The organism is Methylorubrum suomiense (genome assembly GCF_022179765.1).
Taxonomy (GTDB): domain Bacteria; phylum Pseudomonadota; class Alphaproteobacteria; order Rhizobiales; family Beijerinckiaceae; genus Methylobacterium; species Methylobacterium suomiense.
This window is the reverse complement of the sequence record NZ_BPRE01000016.1, coordinates 14,892-35,435: the sequence shown is the minus strand read 5'-3', so window position 1 is coordinate 35,435 and position 20,544 is coordinate 14,892. Positions and strand designations below refer to the sequence as shown.

The window sequence follows — 20,544 nt, the reverse complement described above, 5'->3', positions numbered from 1 at the left end:
AATTCAGGAGGGAGCATGCGCTCCTTGGCGCGATTCCAATGTGAGAGACGTGACGATCATGAGCCGAACCCGCGCGCTCCTCGGCGGCCTCGCCGCGACCGCCTGCCTGCTGACCGCGGCCCATGCCGAGGAGACCGATCCGGCCGCCATCGTCGCCGGGCAGTTCGCGGCGGGCGGCAACCACAAGGGCGTGCGTGCCAGCGGCGCCAAGGGCGTCTGCCTCAAGGGCAGCTTCGCGCCGTCCGCGGGCGCCGCAGCCCTCTCGAAGGCTCCCCACTTCGCGCGTGAGGTGCCGGTGACCGCCCGCTTCTCCATGGGCGGTAGCAACCCGAAGGTGTCGGACAAGACCAAGCCGGTCACCCGCGGCCTCTCGGTGCGCATGAGCGCGGATGCCGGCGACATGGTGTTCGTGACGATCTCGGCGCCGGTCTTCTCGACGAAGACTCCGGCCCAGCTGCTCGAATTCGTTCAGGTCCGCGCCCCGGGCCCGGACGGCAAGCCGGATGCCGAGAAGGTCAAGGCGTTCGCCGCCGCCAATCCCGAGACGACGCGGCAGGCGGCGTGGCTCAACGCCCGCCCGGTGCCGGCGAGCTACGCGGGTGTCGATTACTGGGCGGTCCACGCCTACACGCTGACCAACGCCAAGGGTGAGGCGAAGACGGCCCGGTTGAAGTTCGTCTCCGCCGACAAGGCCGGTCTGACCGATGAAGAGGCGAAGGCTAAGCCCGACAGCTTCTACGCCGACGAACTGAAGGAACGTCTGGCCAAGGGCCCGGCCAAGTTCGACCTCGTCGCGATCCTGGCCGAGGCCGGCGACACGTTGACCGATCCGACGGTGGCGTGGCCGGAGGAGCAGCGCAAGGCGGAGACGCTCGGCACGCTCTCGATCACGGGGATCGAGCCGGACGCCACCTGCGACGCCCGGACCTTCGACCCGGTGGTGGATCTGCCGGAGGGCATCGCCGGCCCGAGCGACGATCCGATGTTCGCGATCCGCTCGCCGGCCTACGCGGTCTCGGTCTCGCGCCGGGCGAACTGAGACGCGGACGGGAACCGGGTCGGGGCGCGCTCAGCCGCCCCGTCCCTCCCGCCGCATCATGAAGGCGAGCTTCTCGAAGAGGCTGACATCCTGCTCGTTCTTGAGCAGCGCCCCGTGCAGCGGCGGGATCAGCTTGCGGCCGTCGCGCTCGCGCAGGGTCTCGGGGGAGATGTCTTCGGCCACCAGCAGCTTGAGCCAGTCGAGGAGCTCGGAGGTCGAGGGCTTCTTCTTGAGGCCCGGCACCTCGCGGGTCTCCAGGAAGACCCGCAGGGCCTCCTCGACGAGGCGGTGCTTGATGCCCGGATAATGCACCTCGACGATCGCCTGCAGCGTCTGCGCGTCGGGGAACTTGATGTAGTGGAAGAAGCAGCGCCGCAGGAAGGCGTCCGGCAGCTCCTTCTCGTTGTTCGAGGTGATGATGACGATCGGGCGCTTCTCCGCCCGCACCGTCTCGCCGGTCTCGTAGACGTGGAACTCCATCCGGTCGAGTTCGGTCAGCAGGTCGTTGGGGAACTCGATATCCGCCTTGTCGACCTCGTCGATGAGCAGGACGGGCCGGGTCGGGGCGGTGAAGGCCTCCCACAGCTTGCCGCGGCGGATGTAGTTCGCGATGTCCGACACCCGCGGGTCGCCGAGCTGCGAGTCGCGCAGGCGCGAGACCGCGTCGTACTCGTAAAGTCCCTGCTGCGCCTTGGTCGTCGACTTCACGTTCCAGGTCAGGAGCGGCGCGCCGAGCCCCTTGGCGATCTCCTCGGCCAAGACCGTCTTGCCGGTGCCGGGCTCGCCCTTCACCAGCAGGGGGCGCTCCAGAACGATCGCGGCATTGACCGCGGTGGTGAGGTCTGGCGGCGCGACGTAGCTGTCGGTTCCGGTGAAGCGCATGAGACCTTCCGGTGCGAGGATGATCCGACCTGAAAGGCAAAATCCCTCGTGTCAACCGCGCGCCGCCGACGGGTCGCCGGCGGTTACAGGGCTTTTCCGTCGTGCCACACGCAGTTGGTGGCCAGGATCCCGAGATTCACGTCCGACTTCTGCGGCTGCGGCAGCGTCCGCCCGTCCATGGCGAGATCGATCTTGATCTCGACCTGCCCCTTCGACTCGTTCGAGCGCCGGGAGAAGTAGCAATATTGCTGATAGGGCCGATCCTCGGCGGCCTTGAAGTTCCAGCCCGTCACGATCTGCCCGTCGAGATAGGGCACCTGCTTGAACACCGTGAAGGTGGTGTTGACCGGCGCCTTCGAGGCCGGGGCCGCCTCGGCGCCGAGCTGCGCCTTGGTCGGCGTCGGCACGGCGTCGGCCTTCTGGGCCGGCAGTCCCTCGAGCTTGAGGGTGTTGTCGGTGAGCGTGACCTCGCCCTTGGTCTTGAGGGTCACGTCGGCCAGGGCCGTCTGCATCGCGGCGGCGATCTTCTCCGCAGCCGTGTCGAACTGGTTCATGGTGGCGTAGCCGTAGGAGGCGGCGCCGAAGCCGGCGCCGGCCAGGGCGAGGAAGGCCCCCGCCCCGGTCGCCCGCAGCAGGAACGCCCGGGCGAAGGCCATGCGGGCCTCGGCCCGGAGCCGGCCGTTCACGTTCTGCGCCAGCACGAGGTTCTCGTGCGTCCCGTCGGTGAGGATGCTCATGGTCGAGGACTCGTCGAGAGGCTAGGCGCCGGCGCTGGCGGGCATGGGCATCGCGGCGGGCGGGCCCGGCGGCACGACCGGCGCGGTTCGCCGGTCGAGCGGGATGACCGAGCCCTCCCGGTTCGCCGGCTTGAGGGGATTGGTCGCCATTTCCTGGCGCACGGTCTCGGCCACCGAGGCCAGCAGGTAGGGCGCGGCCTCCGCGCTCACCGCGGCGCCGAGATCGTCCTCGTCCATGAAGGTCTTGCGCACCGAGACCGCCGAGAGCGCCAGGATCGTCGAGGCGAAGGCGGCGCAGAGCGCGGGCACGAACACGAAGATGCGCAGGAAGGCGTGCACCTGCGCGTCGCTCACCTCGATCGGATCGACGCCGTAGACCATGGCGGTGAAGGAGTGTAGCTGCGAGCGGTTGACGGCGTTGCGGTAGGCCTGCTCGGCATCGGCGACCTTGCGGTCGGCGGCGCCCCGGTCGAGGAGGCCGCGCCCTTTGCGGGCTTCCTCGAGTTCCTTGACGACGGTGCCGCGGTCGGTGCCCGCCTTGGCCACGGCGGCGTTCAGCGTCGCGGTGCGCGGGTCGGTGACGCATTTCAGGTTCGAGTAGCGCATGCCCCGGCTGTTGGTGCCGTAGACCCGCTCGCAGCGTTGCGCCGGCAGGCCGGCGAGCTGCGAGGCGTTCTCGGCGGAGCGCTTCTCGATCTGCTCCAGCTCGTTGGCGTATTGCTCGACGCGGGCATTGGCGGCACTGATCCGGGTGTCGATGCTGTCGCGGTCGGCCTGGGCATCCTTGAGGGCGGTCTTGGCCTTGGCGGCGTCCATCAGGCGGGGATGGAACATCATCTCACCGAGCTGCGACACCGATTTGGTGGTCACGCCCGCCGCGAACAGGATGCCGAGCATGGCGAGCGCGCGCACGAACCACGAGCGCTGCGTGCGCGCCAGGATGCCGAGCGGCACGCGGCACAGCTCCACCGCGGCATAGACCAGCGGGGCGAGCAGCATGAAGTAGAAGGCGCGGGCGTCGCCGTCGCTGTAGTAATCCGCGAACAGCCATGCGCCGGCGAGGGACGCGCCGATCACCATGAATTCGACAAGGTAGGCGATTCCGACATAGCCCCACTTGATGCGGTAGCCGCGCTCGACGTCGCGCTCGTGCTTCCAGCGGGTCTGGTCGAGTGCCCATTCGCGCCGCTCGCGCTGGGCCTCCCGGTTCGGCAGCTTCCTGAACATCGATCTCGACGGGCCTCTGCGGGGGCGGCGAACGGGCCATTCCCTAACATCGCGTTACTCAAGCGTAAGCTTGCATTGTGCCGAAGTTGTGCCGGCGCCTGCCTTCCGCGGTGGATGGTGGGGTCGCCGATCGTCGCAGTCGAAGATCGCACCTCGCCGAGTCCGTCCAACGCGTCGAGCCGGGATGAAAACGGTTGCCCCGGCGTGTCCTCGCCGCCCATGATGGCGGCGTCCTCCCGGCTGCTCGGGGGCCCTCTTCCTCAGTGACAGGCGTTCCTCGAACCGAATGACCGTTCCCGTGCAGGCCGCCACCCAGATCGCCGCGGAGGCCGGCGCGCAGGCAGGCGGCTACAAGGAAGCCATCCTCTTCCTCATGACCGCGGGCGTGGTGGTGCCGCTGTTCCACCGCCTGCGTGTGAGCCCGGTGCTCGGCTTCATCGGCGCGGGCGCCCTGCTCGGGCCGTTCGGCCTCGGCCGCCTCGCCGAGAGCCATCCCTGGCTCGGTGCCGTCACCATCGGCAGCCGCTCCGAAATCGCGCACCTTGCCGAATTCGGCGTCATCTTCCTGATGTTCATGATCGGGGTCGAGCTGTCCTGGGAGCGCCTGCGGGTGCTGCGCCGCCTCGTCTTCGGCTTCGGCTCGATCCAGGTGATCGCGTCCGCCGCCATCATCGCCGTGATCCTGGTCGCCCTGGAACAGCCCGTCGCCGGCGCCGTGCTGGTCGGTCTCGCGCTGGCCCTGTCCTCCACCGCCGTGGTGCTTCCGGTCCTGGCCGAGCAGAAGCGGCTCGGCACGCCCGCCGGCCGCACCAGCTTCGCGGTGCTGCTGTTCCAGGACCTCGCGGTGGCGCCGATCCTGTTCGCCATCGCGGTGCTCGGCCGCAACGACGGCGGCAATCTCGGCGCGGCCCTCGCCCTCGCCCTGGGGCAGGCGGCGGTGGCCCTGGTGCTGATCGTGATCGCCGGTCGCGTGGCCCTGCGACCGCTGTTCCACCTCGTGGCGCTGACCCGCTCGCCCGAATTGTTCATGGCGGCCTGCCTGCTCGTCATCGTGGCGACCGCTCTGGTCGCCGCCGCGAGCGGGTTGTCGATGACGCTGGGCGCCTTCGTGGCCGGGCTCCTGCTCGCCGAGACCGAGTATCGCCGCGCCATCGAGGCGACGATCGACCCGTTCAAGGGGCTTCTGCTCGGCGTGTTCTTCGTCTCGGTCGGGATGAGCCTCGACCCGGCCCAGCTCCTCGCCGCCCCCGGCGCGATCCTCGGTCTCGCCCTCGGCCTCCTCGTCATCAAGGGCGGGGTGGTGCTGGCGGGCGCCCGCTTCCTGAAGATCCCCCGGCCCGTCGCCCTGGAGACGGCCCTGCTGATCGGCCCCGGCGGCGAGTTCGCCTTCGTGCTGATCGGCGGCGCAATGGCGGCCGGGCTGGTGCCGGAACCGGTCGGCGGCGCGGCCCTGATCGTCACCACCGTCACCATGATCGCGATCCCGGCGCTCGCGGTCCTGGGCCGGCGCGTCGGTCGCCGTGTCTCGACGGCGCAGCTCGGCCGGGCCCGCGCCGAGCCGGCGCCGGAAGCGGTGCAGAACCGGGTGATCGTCGCGGGCTATGGCCGCGTCGGCCGCCTCGTCGGCGAGATGCTCAAGCGCCACGCCATTCCCTATCTCGCCCTCGATGCCGACCCCGCCCGGGTCGCCGAGCATCGGCGGCTCGGCAGCCCGGTCTATTTCGGGGATTCGGCCCATCCCGACATGCTGCGCCGCTGCGATATCGCTACCGCCCGGGCGCTCGTCGTCACCCTCGACAATCCGAGCGCCGTCGAGGCCGTGGTGCAGGCCGCCCGCGCCGAGCGGCCGGACCTCACCATCGTGGCCCGCGCCCGCGACGCGCGCCATGCCACGCAGCTCTACGAGATGGGCGTGACCGACGCCGTGCCCGAGACCATCGAGGCCTCGCTTCAGCTCTCGGAGGCCGTGCTGGTCGATGTCGGGGTGCCGATGGGGCTCGTGATCGCGTCGATCCACGAGCGCCGCGACGAGTTCCGCGCCATGCTCAAGCGGAAGGAGGCGGATCAGCGCCCGGCCTTCCGCGCCCGCCGCACGATCGGCAAGGAGGGCGGCAAGGGGGGCGGCAAAGGCAGCGCGCATGCGGGCGGCCCGGCGGATGGGCAAGCCGCGAATCCCGCCGACGGTTCAGGCGATGGCCGGGGCGGCGACCCCGCCGGGGCGCGGGAGTCGCCGGAGCCGGTCGGCCGGAGCGCGTGACGCGACGGATTCGCGGCCGCTCCGTCTCCCGGTGGCGCGGGGCGATCCGATCGCGCCATCGTCGCCCGATCGGGCCTTGGACGGCCCGCCGGGACCCTATCGGGTCGGGACGGCGGCCGGTCCCCGGTCGGTCCAGTCCGGCGGCAGGCCGATCAGGTCGCCGACGATGCCGTCGACGCCCGGCGCGCGGCCGAAGGCGTCGCAATCGGGATCGAGGGGCGCCTCGCCCAGGGTGGTGATGCGGACGCGGTCGTAGGTCGGGATCTGCAGCTCGCCCCGGAACGGGTCCTTGGTGGTGGCGAGGTAGGAGCCGAAATCCTGGCCGAACTCGCCCGCCAGATCGTAGGCATCGGACGCCGCCGAGAAGCGGGCCTGGTTGGTGAAGGCGTTGGCCGCGCCGCCCCAGATCATCGCGGCGCGCTGACGGTTGCGGGCGTCGAGCGCCTCCGCCTCGATGGTGAGGCTGCCGAGACCGATCGGCACGCGCGGCACGGGGATCTTGCCGACGGTGTTGGCGAAGCCCACGCCGACCTGTCCGGCGATGGAGATCGCCGCCGAGGCCCCGATGGTGGCGCCCGCCGCCGGAACGTTGGTCAGATCGATGCGGGTGATCGCCGAGCGCACCGTCAGATCGGCGCGTCCGGACGAGACGATGTCGTAGCGCAGGGAGAGGTCGTAGCAGAGCGCCCGGTCGGCGGCGTTGGCGATGAGCCGCCGCTCCACCGCATTGAGGCCGGGCCCGGACACCGCCTCGGTGAAGACGGTGGGCACGATCCGCACGGTGCGCACCGTCGTCGGCAGGGTCGGGTCGATGAACAGCTTGGACTCGGAGGCGACCGCATCGCTCGTCGCGAACTGGTCGCTGCGGGAGAGGGAGCGCCCATCGGTCAGAACCACGTCGCCGCAGCCGGCCAGCAGGCCGAGGGCGGCAGCGGCCAAGCCGAGGCGCGCCGCCCGGACGGGCGGGCGGGAAGTTTGCAACCGCAGCATCATTCTCTTTCGCGGATGGACGGGGCCGGCGCACACGGCGTCGTCCCCCCAGGGGCGGAAGTGTGGTGTCGTCTCGGACGGCAAGCCTAGCCGTAGCGGCCCGCCGCAGGAAGGACGCCGTCCCCGCCCGCGGTCTCTACCGGGGCGTATCCGCGGCCCTGTGACCGTTCAGCAACGTTGTTTCCAGTCACTCTAACTCGAAGCATGGGCGCGAGCCGGCCCGCAGGCCGCCCGTCGATCCTGTCGCGCATTCCCGTCGCGCTTGCCTCGATGCCTGCGGCGGTGCAACCGATCCCCCCGCCCCGCGCTTGTCCCCGCCGATGCGTCCCGCTCAGATCGTCCCCCTCGTCGTCGCGACCGCGCTCTTCATGGAGAACACCGATTCGACGGTGATCGCCACGGCGCTTCCGGCCATCGCCGCGAGCCTCAACGAGGACCCGATCGCCCTCAAGCTCGCCCTCACCGCCTATCTCGTGAGCTTGGCGATCTTCATCCCGATTTCCGGCTGGGCCGCCGACCGTTACGGCGCCCGCAACGTGTTCCGCGCGGCGCTCTGCGTGTTCATGGCGGGCTCGCTCGCCTGCGCCGCGTCGAACTCGCTCCTCGGCTTCGTCGCCGCCCGCTTCCTGCAGGGGATCGGCGGCGCCATGATGGTGCCGGTGGGGCGCCTCGTGATCCTGCGCTCGGTGCCGAAATCGGAGCTCGTCGGGGCCTTGGCCTACCTGACGATCCCGGCGCTGATCGGCCCGATCCTCGGTCCGCCGCTCGGCGGTTTCATCACCACCTACGCGGATTGGCGCTGGATCTTCTTCATCAACATTCCCATCGGTTTGGCCGGGATCGTTCTGGCGACGCTCTATATCGGCGACATCCGCGAGGCGGAGCGCCCGCCCCTCGACGTGCCAGGCTTCCTGCTCTCGGGAACCGGGCTCGCCCTCCTGATGCTCGGCTTCGCCGCCACCGGGCGCCATCTCTTGCCCGATGGGGTGTCCTGGGGCTGCATGGGCGCGGGAATCGTCCTGATGGCGCTCTATCTGCGCCATGCCCGGCGCACCGCGCATCCGCTGATCCGCCTCGACCTGCTGCGCTACCCAACCTTTCGGGCCGCGGTGACGGGGGGCAGCCTGTTCCGCATCGGCACCGGGGCCATTCCCTTCCTGCTGCCGCTGATGCTGCAGATCGGCTTCGGTCTCGATCCGCTGCATTCGGGCCTCATCACCTTCGCGGCGGCTGCGGGCGCGCTTCTGATCAAGATCGTCGGACCCCGCATCCTGCGCGCCTACGGCTTCCGCCGGGTGATGGTGACGAATGCGCTGATCGCCTCCGCCTTTCTGGCGGTGAACGGGTTGTTCACCGCCGGGACGCCGCATTGGGTGATCATTGCGGTGCTGCTGCTCGGCGGCTGCGTCCGCTCGCTCCAGTTCACCTGCGTCAACGCCATCGCCTATGCCGACCTCGAGTCGCGGGAGATGAGCGCGGCCACCAGCCTCGCCAGTGTCGCCCAGCAGCTCTCGCTCAGTCTCGGCGTCTCCATCGGCGCTCTGGCGCTCGAGGGCGCGGCGGCCTGGCACGGCCATTCGGGCATCGAGGCGCGGGATTTCTCCCTCGCCTTCCTCGCGGTGGCGGTGATCTCGGCGGGCTCGTTCTTCGTGTTCCGGCGTCTCGCGCCGGATGCCGGGTCCGAGGTGTCCGGTCAGCGACGCGTCCGCGGCGCCGAGGTGGGGCCCGGCGCCGTGCCGCGGCCCGCCAACGGCTCGGTCTCGACGCTTCAGCCGCTCACGCCGCCGCCCGCGCCGGAGCCCGACCGCCCGCGCGCTTGACCGGCGCCTTCTTCGCGGGCGCCCGCGCCGGGGCCCGCACCGGCTCCGAACCGCCGCCCGAGCGGGCGAAATAGCCCTGCCAGCTCCAGGCGCCGGGGCCGGTCATGGCGTACATCAGGAACGCGCCGGCGAGGCCCAGATCGGCCAGGAAGAAGCTGCGCTCGGTCACGGCGCTGCCCCCGACATAGACCCAGAACGGGTGGAGCAGGGCCGCCATCGCGGCGACGAAGAGGGCCATGACGAGCCCGGTGATGCGCGGCATCACGCCGAGGATCAGGGCGAGGGGCCCGAACACTTGGACGATCACCGCCGCCGTCGCGACCGCGTTCGGGGCCGGGCAACCCGCGCCGGCCAGCGTCAGGGCGAAGCCCGACACGTTGAGCGCCCGCGCGATGCCCGTCGGCAGAAGCGCCGCGGCCATGAGGAGGCGGGCGGCGAGAAGGACGCCGTTCTGGGCAGAACCGAACACGGGGGACGCTCCGAGGCAGGAAAGCTGTCCGCGGAGCGTGTGGCCACAGGCTGAATCGGCGGTTAAGCGGATCGGCCCATCAACCGGAAATCCCTGCGCGATACAGGCGCCCCCGCTCGGTCCAGGCCACGACGAGGAGCGAGAGGCCGCCCAGCACCGCGTAGCCGATCGCCACCGGCATCACCGTTCCGTCGAAGGCGCGCCCGATCAGCCAGCCGCACAGGGCGCCGAGCATGGTCGTGTAGAAGCCGAGGAACGAGGAGGCGGTGCCGGCGATGGCGCCGAGCGGCTGCAACGCCAGCGCGTTGAAATTCGGCATGACGAAGCTGATCAGGAACTGGTTGAGCGCCAGCACCGCGAGGAACAGCGCGATGGGCGGCTGCCCCTGATAGTGCAGCCCGATCCCGACCTGGACGAGGCCGACCGCGGTGAAGGCGGTGACCCCCGCATGCGAGAGGCTGCGCATGCCGAGCCGCCGCACGATCCGGGAATTGACCAGCGTCGCCGCGCCCATGGCGCCCGCCACCAGCCCGAACGCGACCGGGAACAGGCTCCCCAGATGGTAGAGCCCGGTGTCGAACACCTGCTGGGCCGAGCCGACATAGCCCATGATGCAACCGGTCATCAGCCCGAGCGCCGTGGCGTAGCCGATGGCGACGCGGGTGCGTAGAACCGTGCCCAGCGCCTGCACCGTCGCCGCGAGGGAGAGCGGGCGGCGATATTCGGGATGCAGCGTCTCCGGCATGCGGGCGGCGAACCACAGGGCCAGCACGCCGCTGAGGGCCAGCATCGAGACGAAGACCCAGTGCCAGGAGCCGAGCAGCAGCATCGTCGCGCCGATCGCGGGCCCCAGCATCGGCACGATCAGGAACACCATCATGATGAGCGACATCACGCTCGCCATCTCGCGGCCCGCGAACCGGTCGCGGACGATGGCGGTGGAGAGCACCCGGCCCGCCGCCGCGCCGATGCCCTGGATGACGCGGGACGCGAGCAGCCACTCGAAGCTCGGGGCCACCATCGCCATCACGCAGCCCGCGGCGTAGATCGCGAGGCTCGCGAGCAGGACCTTGCGCCGTCCGAGCGCGTCCGAGACCGGCCCGTAGACGATCTGCGCCAGCCCGAAGCCGATCATGTAGACGTAGACGAGGAGCTGGAGGCTGTTGGCGTCGGCGACCGCGAAACGGTTCTGGATCAGCGGGAAGGCCGGCAGCAGATTGTCGATCGACATGGCGGTGACCGCCATCATCAGCGCGACGATTCCGACGAACTCGGCAAAGCCCGGTCCCGACCAGGTGGGCCCGGACGCGGGTGCCGCGCTGCCGGGATCGGGCCGGGGGGAGGATGTCACGATCGCGATGCCTTGAGACCGCCAGGCGTGAAACGGCCGGGCGCGGGAATCCCGCCGCTTGTGGTGAGGGGTTGGAGACGGGTCGGTGCGGAAAGGCACCCTGCGCCCCGATCGTTCCCAAGCCGACACCCGGCCCGGCCACCGCCCCCGGGTCGCGTCCGCCGCCTTCGCCGCGCGGCCTACTTTCGGCCGGCCGCCCTGTCGGCAGGTGTCTCACCGGCTCTCTCAGTCGCCGCCTTCTCGTCACCCCCGGCATCCGGCCCCAGCGCCGCGTTCAGCCGGTCGTAGTTCTGCGTCACCAGAGCGATGTTGCCCTCCGGCGGCTTGCCGCCCGGCTCGCCTGCGGCGATGGCGCCCTTCAGCTCCTTGACCGCCGCCGCCTTGTCCTTGGCCGGCAGGGTCGTGTCCGCTTCGAGCGCGGCAAGCTGCTTCCTGAGTAACGGCGTCACGCCGACATAGGTCTTGGTCTGCGGATCGACGCCCTCGAGCACCGCATCGATGCTCTCGCTGGCGTCCTGGAACGCGTCGAGCGACGCGAACCCGTTGCGCTTCACGATTGCCTCCGCCTCCTCCTGGGCCCGGGCCTCGGCCTTCGGATCGGGCTGGTCGGCGGAGCCGGCATCGATCTTGGCGAGTTCGGGCTGCGCCGCGAGCACGCCGTCGATCTGGGCCTGGGTCAGGACGACGGGTTTCGCGGCCTCCGCCTGGATGGCCTTCTCCGCAGGCGCGGCCTTCTGGGCGAGCGCGGGCGCGGCCTTCTGGGCGAGCGCGGGCGCGGTCGCCAAGAGCGCGGATGCAGGCAAGCCCGCACCGACGAGGGAGGCGGCAAGCAGGATGCGCGCGGATGTCGTCATGAATCGTCTGCCTCTGCTGTGTCATCGCCCGCCCGGGGCCGAGGGCCGTAAGGGGCCGCCGATCGGAGGTTGCCGGCCCGGACGCGCCGTGGGATCATTTCCCCGGGTCGCGGCGAAACCGTGATCGCCGATCGATGGCGACCCATGATGCGACCCGCCACGTCCGGAGCCCGGAACCGTTGCACGCCGGTCCCCTCGCCGCTCTCCTCGCCGTCTTCGTACTCCTGCCGGGCCCCGCGGGGGCAGCGCCGGCCGAGTATGCCAAGCGGGCGGCGGCCCTGATCGAGCCCTATCGCGAATCCGGGCTGATGAGCGGCGTGATCCTGGTGGCCAAGGACGGCAAGCCGGTGTTCCGGCAGGCCTATGGATGGGCCAATCGCGAGTGGAACGCGCGGAACACCCCCGACACGCATTTCCGTATCGGCTCGCTGACGAAGCAGTTCACGGCGGCCGCGATCCTCCAGCTCGTCGAAGCGGGAAAGCTGTCCCTCGACGATCCGGTCGTCCGCTTCTACCCGGAAGCGCCCAAGGCCTGGGAGGGCGTGCGGCTGCGCCACCTGCTCAACCATACCTCCGGGATCATCAACTACACGGCCTTGTCCGATTACCTGCCGGCGATCTCGCGCATCGAGCGGCCGCCCAAGGCCCTGGTCGAGCTGGTGACGGCCGAACCGCTGCTGTTCGAACCCGGCGCCCGGGTCGAGTACAGCAACACCAACTATCTGCTGCTCGGCCTCGCGATCGAGTTCGCCTCGGGCGAACCCTATGCGCGCTACCTCTCCGACCACATGCTTTCGCCCCTGGGCCTGAAGGACACCGGCTACGACGACGCCACCGTGCTGCTGCCGCGGCGCGCCGCGGGCTACCGTTTCGGTCAGGGGCAGTGGCGCAACGCGGCGCCGATGGCCTCCTCCGTCGCCTACGCGGCGGGGGGGCTCTACTCCACCGTCGACGATCTGCTGGCCTGGGACGAGGCGCTGTTCTCGGGGCGCGTCATCTCCGACGCCTCGCGTCGGATGATGTTCGACGATGGCGGGCGCGGCTACGGCTTCGGCTGGTATGTCGGCACGGCCCATGGGCGCAGGCTGTGGTCGCACGGGGGCGCGGTCTCGGGCTTCCTCGCCATGACTGACTACTATCCGCAGGAGCGGCTCGCGGTGATCGTGCTGGCCAACAGCGAGAACGCCCCGGCCCAGAAGATGTCGCGCGAATTGGCGGCGCTCTGGTTCGGCGCGCTCGATCTCCCCGAACCGATCGTCCTCGAGGACATGATCCTGGAGCGCTACGCCGGCATCTACCGGCTGGGGCCCCGGTTCTTCCTCGAACTCCGCCGCGACGGCGGGCGGCTGATGGTGCAGGGCACAGGGCAGCCGGCCAACGCCTTCGTGCCCGAGAGCGACCGCACCTTCTTCTCACGGGTGATCGACGCGCGCATCACCCTCGACACCGAGCCCGACGGACGGCCGAACGGTCTGGTGCTGCATCAGAACGGGCGTGATCGCATCGCCCCGCGCATCGATCCGGCCGAGGCCGCGCGCATCCTCGCCGAGCCGCGGCGGAGCTTCGCGGAGGTTCCGGTCGATCCGGCGCGGCTCGCTCCCCATGCCGGACGCTACGCGCTGGCACCCGGCCTCGTCCTGACGATCGGCCTGGAGAACGGGCGGCTCTGGGCCCAGGCGACGGGCGAGCCCCGCCACCTCCTCCACCCGGAGGACGAGCGCAGCTTCTTCATGCAGGATCTCGACGCGCAGGTGACGTTCGAGGGCGACGGGGCCGGGCGGACCACCGGACTCGTCCTCCACCGCGGCGGGCTGGACACCCCCTGCCCCCGGATCCCGGAGAGTCGCCCGTCCCCCGGGCGCGACGCCGTGCCCGGCCGGGTCAAGCCGGACGCCGCCGGGACCTCGTCCCGCAGCTCCGGGGTCGCCAGACGATCGGATCGGGAGTAGAACGCAGACGCACCGGTTCACGGGAAATCTGGAACGGTTCCTTTCTTGATTCGGAAACGCCAAGATCTTCCGTGTCTTGCCGCGCTGCATCTTCGTTTTGGCCTAAAGTCCACCTTGATCCGATGGACCGACTGGCCTTCTCTCCCGCGGAACGCCGATATCGGCGAACCAAGAACGCCACGGAGGAAACGCGATGAACAAGCCGGAGTTCTTAGCCGACGCCAAGACGAAGTCGCCCTTCTCGGCGCGCTACGACAACTTCATCGGCGGCCAGTGGGTTGCCCCGGCGAACGGCCGCTACTTCGAGAACACCTCGCCGATCACCGGTAAGGTGATCTGCGAAGTCGCCCGCTCCGACGCGCAGGACATCGAGAAGGCCCTCGACGCGGCGCATGCCGCTAAGGAATCCTGGGGCCGCACCTCGCCCGCCGAGCGCGCCCGCATCCTCAACAAGATCGCCGACCGGATGGAGGACAACCTCGATCTGATCGCCCTGGCCGAGACCTGGGACAACGGCAAGCCGATCCGCGAGACCACCGCCGCCGACATCCCGCTCGCCATCGATCATTGGCGCTACTTCGCCAGCTGCGTGCGGGCGCAGGAAGGCGCGATCTCCGAGATCGACCACGACACGGTCGCCTACCATTTCCACGAGCCGCTCGGCGTCGTCGGCCAGATCATCCCGTGGAACTTCCCGATCCTGATGGCGGTGTGGAAGCTGGCCCCCGCGCTGGCCGCCGGCAACTGCGTCGTCCTCAAGCCCGCCGAGCAGACCCCGGCTTCGATCCTCGTGGTGATGGAGCTGATCGGCGACCTGCTGCCGCCGGGCGTGATCAACGTCGTCAACGGCTTCGGCCTGGAGGCCGGCAAGCCGCTCGCCTCGAACCCGCGCATCGCCAAGATCGCCTTCACGGGTGAGACGACCACCGGCCGTCTCATCATGCAGTACGCCTCGCAGAACCTCATCCCCGTCACGCTGGAGCTGGGCGGCAAGTCGCCGAACATCTTCTTCGGGGACGTCGCCAACGAGGACGACGACTTCTTCGACAAGGCCCTCGAGGGCTTCACGATGTTCGCCCTCAACCAGGGCGAGGTCTGCACCTGCCCGAGCCGCGCGCTCGTGCACGAGTCGATCTACGACCGCTTCATCGAGCGCGCCATCAAGCGCGTCGAGGCGATCACCCAGGGCTCGCCGCTCGACCCGGCGACCATGATCGGCGCCCAGGCCTCCTCGGAGCAGCTCGAGAAGATCCTCAGCTACGTCGATATCGGCAAGCAGGAAGGCGCGGAGTGCCTCACCGGCGGCGCCCGCGGCAACCGCGACGGCGAGCTCGCCGACGGCTTCTACATGCAGCCGACGGTGTTCAAGGGCCACAACAAGATGCGGATCTTCCAGGAGGAGATCTTCGGCCCCGTCCTCTCGGTCACGACCTTCAAGGACGACGAGGAGGCGCTCTCCATCGCCAACGACACGCTCTACGGCCTCGGCGCCGGCGTGTGGACCCGCGACGGAACCCGCGCCTACCGCTTCGGCCGCGCCATCCAGGCCGGTCGCGTCTGGACGAACTGCTACCATGCCTACCCGGCCCACGCGGCCTTCGGCGGCTACAAGCAGTCCGGCATCGGCCGTGAGACCCACAAGATGATGCTCGACCACTACCAGCAGACCAAGAACATGCTGGTCAGCTACTCGCCGAAGAAGCTCGGCTTCTTCTGAGAGATCGGCCCGATCGGCGCCGCAACGGCTTTCGGGTCGAGGCGGCACCGCGGCCGCGAGCATTTCGAGCCCGAGACCACCTCCAGCCCCGGCCGCAAGGCCGGGGTTTTTTGTGCCTTTGCGAGCGGGCGCCGCTGAGAAAACCCTATTTCCGTGGAGGGGAGAGGGACGGTGCTCGGCTCAGTCTCCCCGTGACCGGATCGACGCGGCTTGTCCCCCGTCCACCAGCACTTCGGCGGGGGGCGGATGGCTCAGGAAGCCGGTCGGGCTGGCCGTGAGCCCATAGGCGCCCGATTGCAGCACCGCGACGAGATCGCCCTCGGCCAGCGTCGGCAGCATCGCCGCGCGGGCGAGCACGTCGAGGGGGGTACAGAGCGGCCCCGACACGGTGCAGGGCGAGACCCCCTCCCCGCCTGAGACGGCCACCAGGGGAAAGTCGCGCTTGACGATCTGGCCGAGATTGCCGCTCGCCGCGAGGTGATGATGCATGCCCCCGTCGGTGATGACGAAGCGGCTTCCCCGCGACACCTTCACCGCCAGCACGCGCGCCAGGTAGACGCCCGCCGGCCCGGCCAGGTAGCGGCCGGGTTCCAGCACGACGCGGGCGCCCGCCAGGAGCGGATTCGTGCTGACCGTCTCGATCAGCGGCGGCAGGCCGGCCCGCAGCGCGTTGAGGTCGAGCGTCGCATCGCCCGAAAAGTACGGGATCCCGAGTCCGCCGCCGAGGTCGATCGTCTCCAGCGGACGCGCGATTTTTCGGGCGATCTGCGCCGCGAGATCGAGGCCATAGGCCCATTGACCGAGCAGCGTCTCGGCCTTCAGCCCCTGCGTGCCCGCGAAGAGGTGGAGCCCGACGAGGTGGAGGCGCGGCTCGGCCTCCACCGCATCGACGGCCTCGGACAAGTCCTCCTCGTCGAAGCCGAAGGGCGAGGGCTTGCCGCCCATGCGCATCGCCCCGCCCTGCGCCGTCGCCCCGGGATTGATCCGCAGCGCCACCCGCACGGTCGTGCCGTGCCGCTCGGCCGCCGCGGCCACGCGACAAAGCTCCTCGCGGTTCTCGAGATGGATCTCGCCGATGCCGCCGCCGATCACCCGGTCGAGATCGGCGGCCGACTTGCCCGGCCCGGCGAACAGGATCTTTTCGGGAGGGACGCCGGCCTGCATGGCTGCGTCGAACTCGGCGCCCGACGCGATCTCGGCGCCGGCCCCTTCAGCGTGGAAGACGCGGATCACCGCCGGATTGGGATTGGCTTTGACCGAGTAATCGACCTCGGCGAAGCCGGCGACCGCCTGCTTCAGCGCCCGGTAGGCCCGGCGCAGCCCGTCGGCGTCGTAGACGAAGAGCGGCGTGCCGTAGGTGTCGGCGAGTGCGGTCAGCGGCAGGCCTCCGACATGGAGAACACCGGTCGCATCGCGCGAAAAGTTTTCGGCGATCAGGGTGGCGGCGAGATCGGGGGTAGCGGTGTGGTTCATGATACGTTGCCGCCGCTCACGACGCCGCTTCCCACCCTCCCCCTCATCCTGAGGTGCGGCGCGAAGCGCAGCCTCGAAGGAGGGCTCCAGAAGCCGCGACGATCTCTGGAGCCCTCCTTCGAGACCCGCTGGCGCAGGCACCTCAGGATGAGGGTGGTGGTGGGATGAGCGGGAGAAGGCGCCTCACCCATCGGCCCGGATCTCCGCCGCCGCCCGCTCGGCGGTGAGGCGCTTGTAATCGACCTTGCCGTTGGGCGTGGTCGGCAGAGCGGCGACCGTCTCGATGCTGCGCGGCACGAGGTGGGGGGCGAGCGCCTTGCGCAAGGATTGCAGCACCTCGGACGTCGTGGGCGCCGTCTCGGCCGGAACGGTGACGGCGTGGATGCGCTGGCCCAGGCTCGGATCGGGCAGGCCGATCACCGCGGCCGCGCGGAAGGCGCCGGTCTCCATCAGGGCGGCCTCGACTTCCGTGGGGCTCACCCGAAAACCCTGCGTCTTGATCATCGCGTCTTCGCGGCCGATGAAACGGAAGAAGCCGTCCGCATCCTCCACCGCGAGGTCGCCCGAGCGGCAGACGAGGCCGGGCGCCGCGCCGTCCGGCGGGAACGGGTCGGGCACCAGCACGCGGGCACTGTCCTCGGGCCGCTTCCAGTAGCCCATCGAGACGGTGGGACCGCGGTGATGCAGGATGCCGGGCTCGCCGGGCTTGGCGCGCCGCCCATCGGGGGTGACCAGGAAGATCTCTGTCTCCGGGATGGCGCGGCCGATCGAGTCGGGCCGCCGGTCGATCTCGGCGGGCGGCAGGTAGGTCGAGCGGAAGGCTTCCGTGAGGCCGTACATCAGCACGACCTCCGTCTGCGGCAGGCGCTGGCGCAGGCGCACGATGGTCGGCACCGCGAGGCTGCCGCCGGAATTCGTCACGTAGCGCAGGGCCGACAGGTCGGCCTTGGCGAGATGGGGCGCGGCCCGCGTCAGCAGCGTCCACAGGGTCGGCACGCCCGCCAGGCCGGTGATGCGGTGGCTCTCCAGGGCACGGACGACGTCATCGCCGAGCCGCGGCGTCAGCAGCACGATCCGAGCCCCCTGCTCGACGGTCGTGAGGAGTTGGTTCAACCCGTAATCGAACGAGAACGGCAGCACCGAGAGGATGCGGTCGTGCGCGTCGATCCCGAGATAGGTCCGCACGATGCGGGTGCCGGCGAGCAGGTTGTCGTGGGAGAGCATCACCCCCTTGGGCAGGCCGGTCGAGCCCGAGGTGTAGAGGATCGCGGCCAATTCCCTAGGCGCCGGCTCGCCGGGGATGAGTGGCGCCTCGTCGGCCTCCGCCGCTTCCCCCGTGAGAATGCGAACGGTCGGAAGATCGTCCAGCGCCCCGTCGAGGCCCTCGGCATGGCCCGGATCGGTCAGCAGCGCGCGGGCACCGCTATCGGCGACGATGTGGCGGACTTGGCGCGGACGAAGACTCGGATGGATCGGCACGAACACGCCGCCGGCCGCGGCAACGGCGAAGATCGCCACGCATTCGCGGATCGATTTCGGCAGCAGGATCGCGACCCGGTCGCCGGTCCCGAGGCCGAGCCCCTTCAGGCGGTCGCGCAGAATCGCGACGCGGCCCCGGAAGGCGCCGTAGGTGAGATGCTCGGCGCCGTCCACGACGGCGACCGCCGTGTCCGCGCCGGCCCGGTCGAGCAGGTGGTGCAGCAGGCTCGGCGCCATCGCGAGGATCAGGCGGCGCGCCGGTCGTCGATGAAGTGGGCGAGCGTGTCGACGCTCTCGAAATTCGCGAGGTCGAAGCTGTCCTCGTCGATCTCGACGCCGAAGCGATCGCCGAGATGCATCATCAGGTCGAGGATGCCGATCGAATCGAGCGCGTCGCTCGTGACCAGGGAGGTCGTGCCCGTGACCGAGCCCGGAGGAAGGCCCGGGTTGCGGGCCGCAATGAAGGCGAAGATCGCCTCCTTCACGTCGGCCATCGACTGAACCACGGCTGTCGCCTTCCCTCGTACCTCGCGGCGGATCGGGCTCGGGGCTTACGCCCAAACGGGGGGGCAAGTCCATCGCGCGCGAGCCGGTTCACCCCCGGCACCCGCAGCTTACGGCTTGACGCGGCCGGGCAAACCCGTGCCGATTCCCTGCGCGTTTCGGGGGCGGACCGGCGACATGAATGCGGATCGAGACACCGCCCCGGGGCCGCGCCGTGTCCTCGTGCTCGGCGGGACCGGCACGATCGGCCGTGCCACCGTGCGGGCCCTGGTGTCCCGCGGTCACAGGGTCGTCTGCCTCGTCCGACCCGGCGCCCGCGCCGATGCAGGCCTCCCCGCAAGCGCGGAGATCCGCTTCGCGGACGTGACCGATCCGGGCTCGCTCGCCCGCGACGGCTTTCGCGGCGAGGCGTTCGACGTCCTGGTCTCGTGCCTCGCCTCCCGCACCGGAGTGCCCGAGGATGCCTGGGCGATCGACCACGACGCGCATCTGAGCGCGCTCGCGGCGAGCCGGGCGGCCGGGGTTGGCCACGTCGTCCTGCTCTCGGCGATCTGCGTCCAGAAGCCGGTTCTGGCCTTCCAGCACGCCAAGCTCGCCTTCGAAGCGGCCCTGATCGCCTCGGGCGTCGCCTACACGATCGTCCGGCCCACGGCCTTCTTCAAATCCCTCTCGGGGCAGGTCGAGCGCGTGAGGCGCGGCAAGCCGTTCCTCGTGTTCGGCGACGGTGTGCTGACGGCGTGCAAGCCGATTTCCGACGACGACCTCGGCGCCTACCTCGCCGATTGCCTCGACGCCCCCGGGCGGCGCAACCGGGTGCTGCCGATCGGCGGACCCGGCGCGGCCATCACGCCGAAGGCGCAGGGCGAGGCCCTGTTCGCCCTGCTCGGGCGCGCGCCGCGCTTCCGGCACGTCCCGGTGCGGTTGCTGGACGGGATCGTCGTGGTCCTCACCGTGCTCGGACGGTGGGTCCCCGCGCTCGCCGCCAAGGCCGAGCTCGCGCGCATCGGGCGCTACTACGCCACCGAATCGATGCTCGTCTTCGATCCGGCCACCGGCCGCTACGACGCCGACGCCACCCCCTCGACGGGCTCGCAGACGCTGTTCGAGCATTACGCGCGGCTGATCCGGGGCGAGGTGACGGCCGAGCGGGGCGATCACGCGGTGTTCTGATGTCTTGGTTCGTTAGGCAGGACCTTTGACAAACTTTGCCATCCTCCGGCATCCTGCTCGGAGGAGGCACGATAGCGACCATGAACGTTTCTCTTCCCGATCCGATGAAGGATTGGGTCGAAGCCCAGGCCCGGACAGGCCGCTACAGCAATGCCAGTGACTATGTACGCGACTTGATCCGCCGTGATCAGGAGCGCCACGCCACGTTCGCCGAGTTGCAGGCCCTCATCACCGAGGGCGTCGCGAGCGGCATCAGCACACGCACCAAGGACGATCTCCGGCAATTGTCCAGGGAGACGGCGGCGGCGCGCAAAGCGTGACGTACCGGACGACCGAAGCCGCCGATCGCGACATCGCCGGCCTCTATGCCGATGGCGAGGCGCAGTTCGGAACGCCGCAGGCGGAGCGCTATCAGGACGGCCTTTTCGATCTCTTCGATCTGCTGGCGGACAACCCCAGGCTCGCGCGCGAGCGGCCGGAATTCACGCCACCTGTTCGTATCCATCCCTACGGCGCGCATCTCGTCGTCTACCCCTCGACGACGCGGGCATCCTGATCGTCCGTGTGTTGCCGGGGCGTGCGGACTGGGAGCGTTGGCTGGCGTAGAGGTTGTCGGATGGGCTTAT

Annotated in this window: 18 protein-coding genes; 8 read left to right on the top strand and 10 right to left on the bottom strand. The window is 70.1% G+C overall.

The genetic code is table 11. The features are described from left to right. Nucleotides 1–58 precede the first annotated feature (58 nt). Nucleotides 59–1,039 (top strand): catalase family peroxidase, encoded by a 981-nt coding sequence (locus tag MFF26_RS21260; protein ID WP_137830529.1) that lies wholly within the window; start codon nt 59–61, stop codon nt 1,037–1,039. Nucleotides 1,040–1,069: 30 nt separating this feature from the next. Here the strand turns inward: MFF26_RS21260 and MFF26_RS21255 are convergent, their stop codons facing one another. From MFF26_RS21255 to MFF26_RS21245, 3 genes are all read right to left on the bottom strand, one after another. After that, nucleotides 1,070–1,921, bottom strand: a complete 852-nt coding sequence (locus MFF26_RS21255; protein ID WP_137830530.1) for an AAA family ATPase — start codon at nt 1,919–1,921, stop codon at nt 1,070–1,072. Nucleotides 1,922–2,004: 83 nt separating this feature from the next. After that, nucleotides 2,005–2,658 (bottom strand): glycoside hydrolase family 25 domain-containing protein, encoded by a 654-nt coding sequence (locus tag MFF26_RS21250; RefSeq protein WP_137830531.1) that lies wholly within the window; start codon nt 2,656–2,658, stop codon nt 2,005–2,007. A 21-nt stretch (nt 2,659–2,679) separates the two neighbouring features. Further along, nucleotides 2,680–3,885, bottom strand: coding sequence for an ATPase (locus tag MFF26_RS21245; RefSeq protein ID WP_137830532.1), 1,206 nt, complete (start codon nt 3,883–3,885; stop codon nt 2,680–2,682). 286 nt (nt 3,886–4,171) lie between these two features. Between MFF26_RS21245 and MFF26_RS21240 the strand changes: the two genes are divergently transcribed. Then, complete coding sequence (locus tag MFF26_RS21240; protein WP_137830533.1) at nt 4,172–6,142, top strand: cation:proton antiporter domain-containing protein; 1,971 nt, start codon at nt 4,172–4,174, stop codon at nt 6,140–6,142. Between the two features lie 96 nt (nt 6,143–6,238). Here the strand turns inward: MFF26_RS21240 and MFF26_RS21235 are convergent, their stop codons facing one another. Further along, nucleotides 6,239–7,132 carry a DUF3313 domain-containing protein gene (locus tag MFF26_RS21235; RefSeq protein ID WP_373324511.1) on the bottom strand — a complete coding sequence of 298 codons (894 nt, stop codon included), beginning with the start codon at nt 7,130–7,132 and terminating at the stop codon, nt 6,239–6,241. Between the two features lie 320 nt (nt 7,133–7,452). Here MFF26_RS21235 and MFF26_RS21230 point away from each other — a divergent pair, with 320 nt between their 5' ends. Next, a complete protein-coding gene (locus MFF26_RS21230; RefSeq protein ID WP_137830534.1) occupies nt 7,453–8,952 on the top strand; it encodes an MFS transporter in 1,500 nt (499 codons plus the stop codon). Here the strand turns inward: MFF26_RS21230 and MFF26_RS21225 are convergent. The 3 genes from MFF26_RS21225 to MFF26_RS21215 all read right to left on the bottom strand — a co-directional run bounded on the left by MFF26_RS21225 (nt 8,909) and on the right by MFF26_RS21215 (nt 11,626). Continuing rightward, complete coding sequence (locus tag MFF26_RS21225) at nt 8,909–9,421, bottom strand: DoxX family protein (RefSeq protein WP_137830535.1); 513 nt, start codon at nt 9,419–9,421, stop codon at nt 8,909–8,911. The genes MFF26_RS21230 and MFF26_RS21225 overlap by 44 nt on opposite strands. 79 nt (nt 9,422–9,500) lie before the next feature. Then, nucleotides 9,501–10,667, bottom strand: coding sequence for a multidrug effflux MFS transporter (locus MFF26_RS21220; RefSeq protein WP_137830552.1), 1,167 nt, complete (start codon nt 10,665–10,667; stop codon nt 9,501–9,503). Nucleotides 10,668–10,951: 284 nt separating this feature from the next. Beyond that, nucleotides 10,952–11,626 (bottom strand): hypothetical protein, encoded by a 675-nt coding sequence (locus tag MFF26_RS21215; protein ID WP_137830536.1) that lies wholly within the window; start codon nt 11,624–11,626, stop codon nt 10,952–10,954. 179 nt (nt 11,627–11,805) lie between these two features. Between MFF26_RS21215 and MFF26_RS21210 the strand changes: the two genes are divergently transcribed. Beyond that, the gene (locus MFF26_RS21210; RefSeq protein WP_238308505.1) at nt 11,806–13,575 is read left to right on the top strand and encodes a serine hydrolase; all 1,770 of its coding nucleotides are present in this window, start codon (nt 11,806–11,808) and stop codon (nt 13,573–13,575) included. 193 nt (nt 13,576–13,768) lie between these two features. Further along, the gene (gene adh / locus MFF26_RS21205) at nt 13,769–15,292 is read left to right on the top strand and encodes an aldehyde dehydrogenase (protein WP_137830538.1); all 1,524 of its coding nucleotides are present in this window, start codon (nt 13,769–13,771) and stop codon (nt 15,290–15,292) included. A gap of 180 nt (nt 15,293–15,472) precedes the next feature. On the opposite strand, the gene MFF26_RS21200 is transcribed toward adh, so the two are convergent. The 3 genes from MFF26_RS21200 to MFF26_RS21190 all read right to left on the bottom strand — a co-directional run bounded on the left by MFF26_RS21200 (nt 15,473) and on the right by MFF26_RS21190 (nt 18,738). Further along, nucleotides 15,473–16,765 carry a type III PLP-dependent enzyme gene (locus tag MFF26_RS21200; protein WP_137830539.1) on the bottom strand — a complete coding sequence of 431 codons (1,293 nt, stop codon included), beginning with the start codon at nt 16,763–16,765 and terminating at the stop codon, nt 15,473–15,475. A gap of 183 nt (nt 16,766–16,948) precedes the next feature. Next, nucleotides 16,949–18,481, bottom strand: a complete 1,533-nt coding sequence (locus MFF26_RS21195; RefSeq protein ID WP_137830540.1) for an AMP-binding protein — start codon at nt 18,479–18,481, stop codon at nt 16,949–16,951. A gap of 8 nt (nt 18,482–18,489) precedes the next feature. After that, nucleotides 18,490–18,738 (bottom strand): acyl carrier protein, encoded by a 249-nt coding sequence (locus MFF26_RS21190; protein ID WP_137830553.1) that lies wholly within the window; start codon nt 18,736–18,738, stop codon nt 18,490–18,492. A gap of 232 nt (nt 18,739–18,970) precedes the next feature. Here MFF26_RS21190 and MFF26_RS21185 point away from each other — a divergent pair, with 232 nt between their 5' ends. The 3 genes from MFF26_RS21185 (at nt 18,971) to MFF26_RS21175 (ending at nt 20,474) form a co-directional block, all read left to right on the top strand. Then, complete coding sequence (locus tag MFF26_RS21185; RefSeq protein WP_281405176.1) at nt 18,971–19,918, top strand: NAD(P)H-binding protein; 948 nt, start codon at nt 18,971–18,973, stop codon at nt 19,916–19,918. Nucleotides 19,919–19,989: 71 nt separating this feature from the next. Then, the gene (locus tag MFF26_RS21180; protein ID WP_137830554.1) at nt 19,990–20,238 is read left to right on the top strand and encodes a type II toxin-antitoxin system ParD family antitoxin; all 249 of its coding nucleotides are present in this window, start codon (nt 19,990–19,992) and stop codon (nt 20,236–20,238) included. Then, nucleotides 20,235–20,474: a type II toxin-antitoxin system RelE/ParE family toxin gene (locus tag MFF26_RS21175; protein ID WP_308447765.1), complete on the top strand. Its 240-nt coding sequence runs from the start codon at nt 20,235–20,237 to the stop codon at nt 20,472–20,474. The genes MFF26_RS21180 and MFF26_RS21175 overlap by 4 nt, the downstream gene beginning before the upstream one ends. Nucleotides 20,475–20,544 lie beyond the last annotated feature (70 nt).

What these genes read in the sequence shown, in the direction of transcription:
- MFF26_RS21200 (WP_137830539.1), bottom strand. Translation starts at nt 16,765, where the DNA reads ATGAACCACACCGCTACCCCCGATCTCGCCGCCACCCTGATCGCCGAA.
- MFF26_RS21195 (WP_137830540.1), bottom strand. Translation starts at nt 18,481, where the DNA reads ATGGCGCCGAGCCTGCTGCACCACCTGCTCGACCGGGCCGGCGCGGAC.
- MFF26_RS21190 (WP_137830553.1), bottom strand. Translation starts at nt 18,738, where the DNA reads ATGGCCGACGTGAAGGAGGCGATCTTCGCCTTCATTGCGGCCCGCAAC.
- MFF26_RS21260 (WP_137830529.1), top strand. Translation starts at nt 59, where the DNA reads ATGAGCCGAACCCGCGCGCTCCTCGGCGGCCTCGCCGCGACCGCCTGC.
- MFF26_RS21220 (WP_137830552.1), bottom strand. Translation starts at nt 10,667, where the DNA reads ATGGCGGTCACCGCCATGTCGATCGACAATCTGCTGCCGGCCTTCCCG.
- MFF26_RS21240 (WP_137830533.1), top strand. Translation starts at nt 4,172, where the DNA reads ATGACCGTTCCCGTGCAGGCCGCCACCCAGATCGCCGCGGAGGCCGGC.
- MFF26_RS21245 (WP_137830532.1), bottom strand. Translation starts at nt 3,885, where the DNA reads ATGTTCAGGAAGCTGCCGAACCGGGAGGCCCAGCGCGAGCGGCGCGAA.
- MFF26_RS21215 (WP_137830536.1), bottom strand. Translation starts at nt 11,626, where the DNA reads ATGACGACATCCGCGCGCATCCTGCTTGCCGCCTCCCTCGTCGGTGCG.
- MFF26_RS21235 (WP_373324511.1), bottom strand. Translation starts at nt 7,132, where the DNA reads ATGCTGCGGTTGCAAACTTCCCGCCCGCCCGTCCGGGCGGCGCGCCTC.
- MFF26_RS21230 (WP_137830534.1), top strand. Translation starts at nt 7,453, where the DNA reads ATGCGTCCCGCTCAGATCGTCCCCCTCGTCGTCGCGACCGCGCTCTTC.
- adh (WP_137830538.1), top strand. Translation starts at nt 13,769, where the DNA reads ATGAACAAGCCGGAGTTCTTAGCCGACGCCAAGACGAAGTCGCCCTTC.
- MFF26_RS21255 (WP_137830530.1), bottom strand. Translation starts at nt 1,921, where the DNA reads ATGCGCTTCACCGGAACCGACAGCTACGTCGCGCCGCCAGACCTCACC.
- MFF26_RS21250 (WP_137830531.1), bottom strand. Translation starts at nt 2,658, where the DNA reads ATGAGCATCCTCACCGACGGGACGCACGAGAACCTCGTGCTGGCGCAG.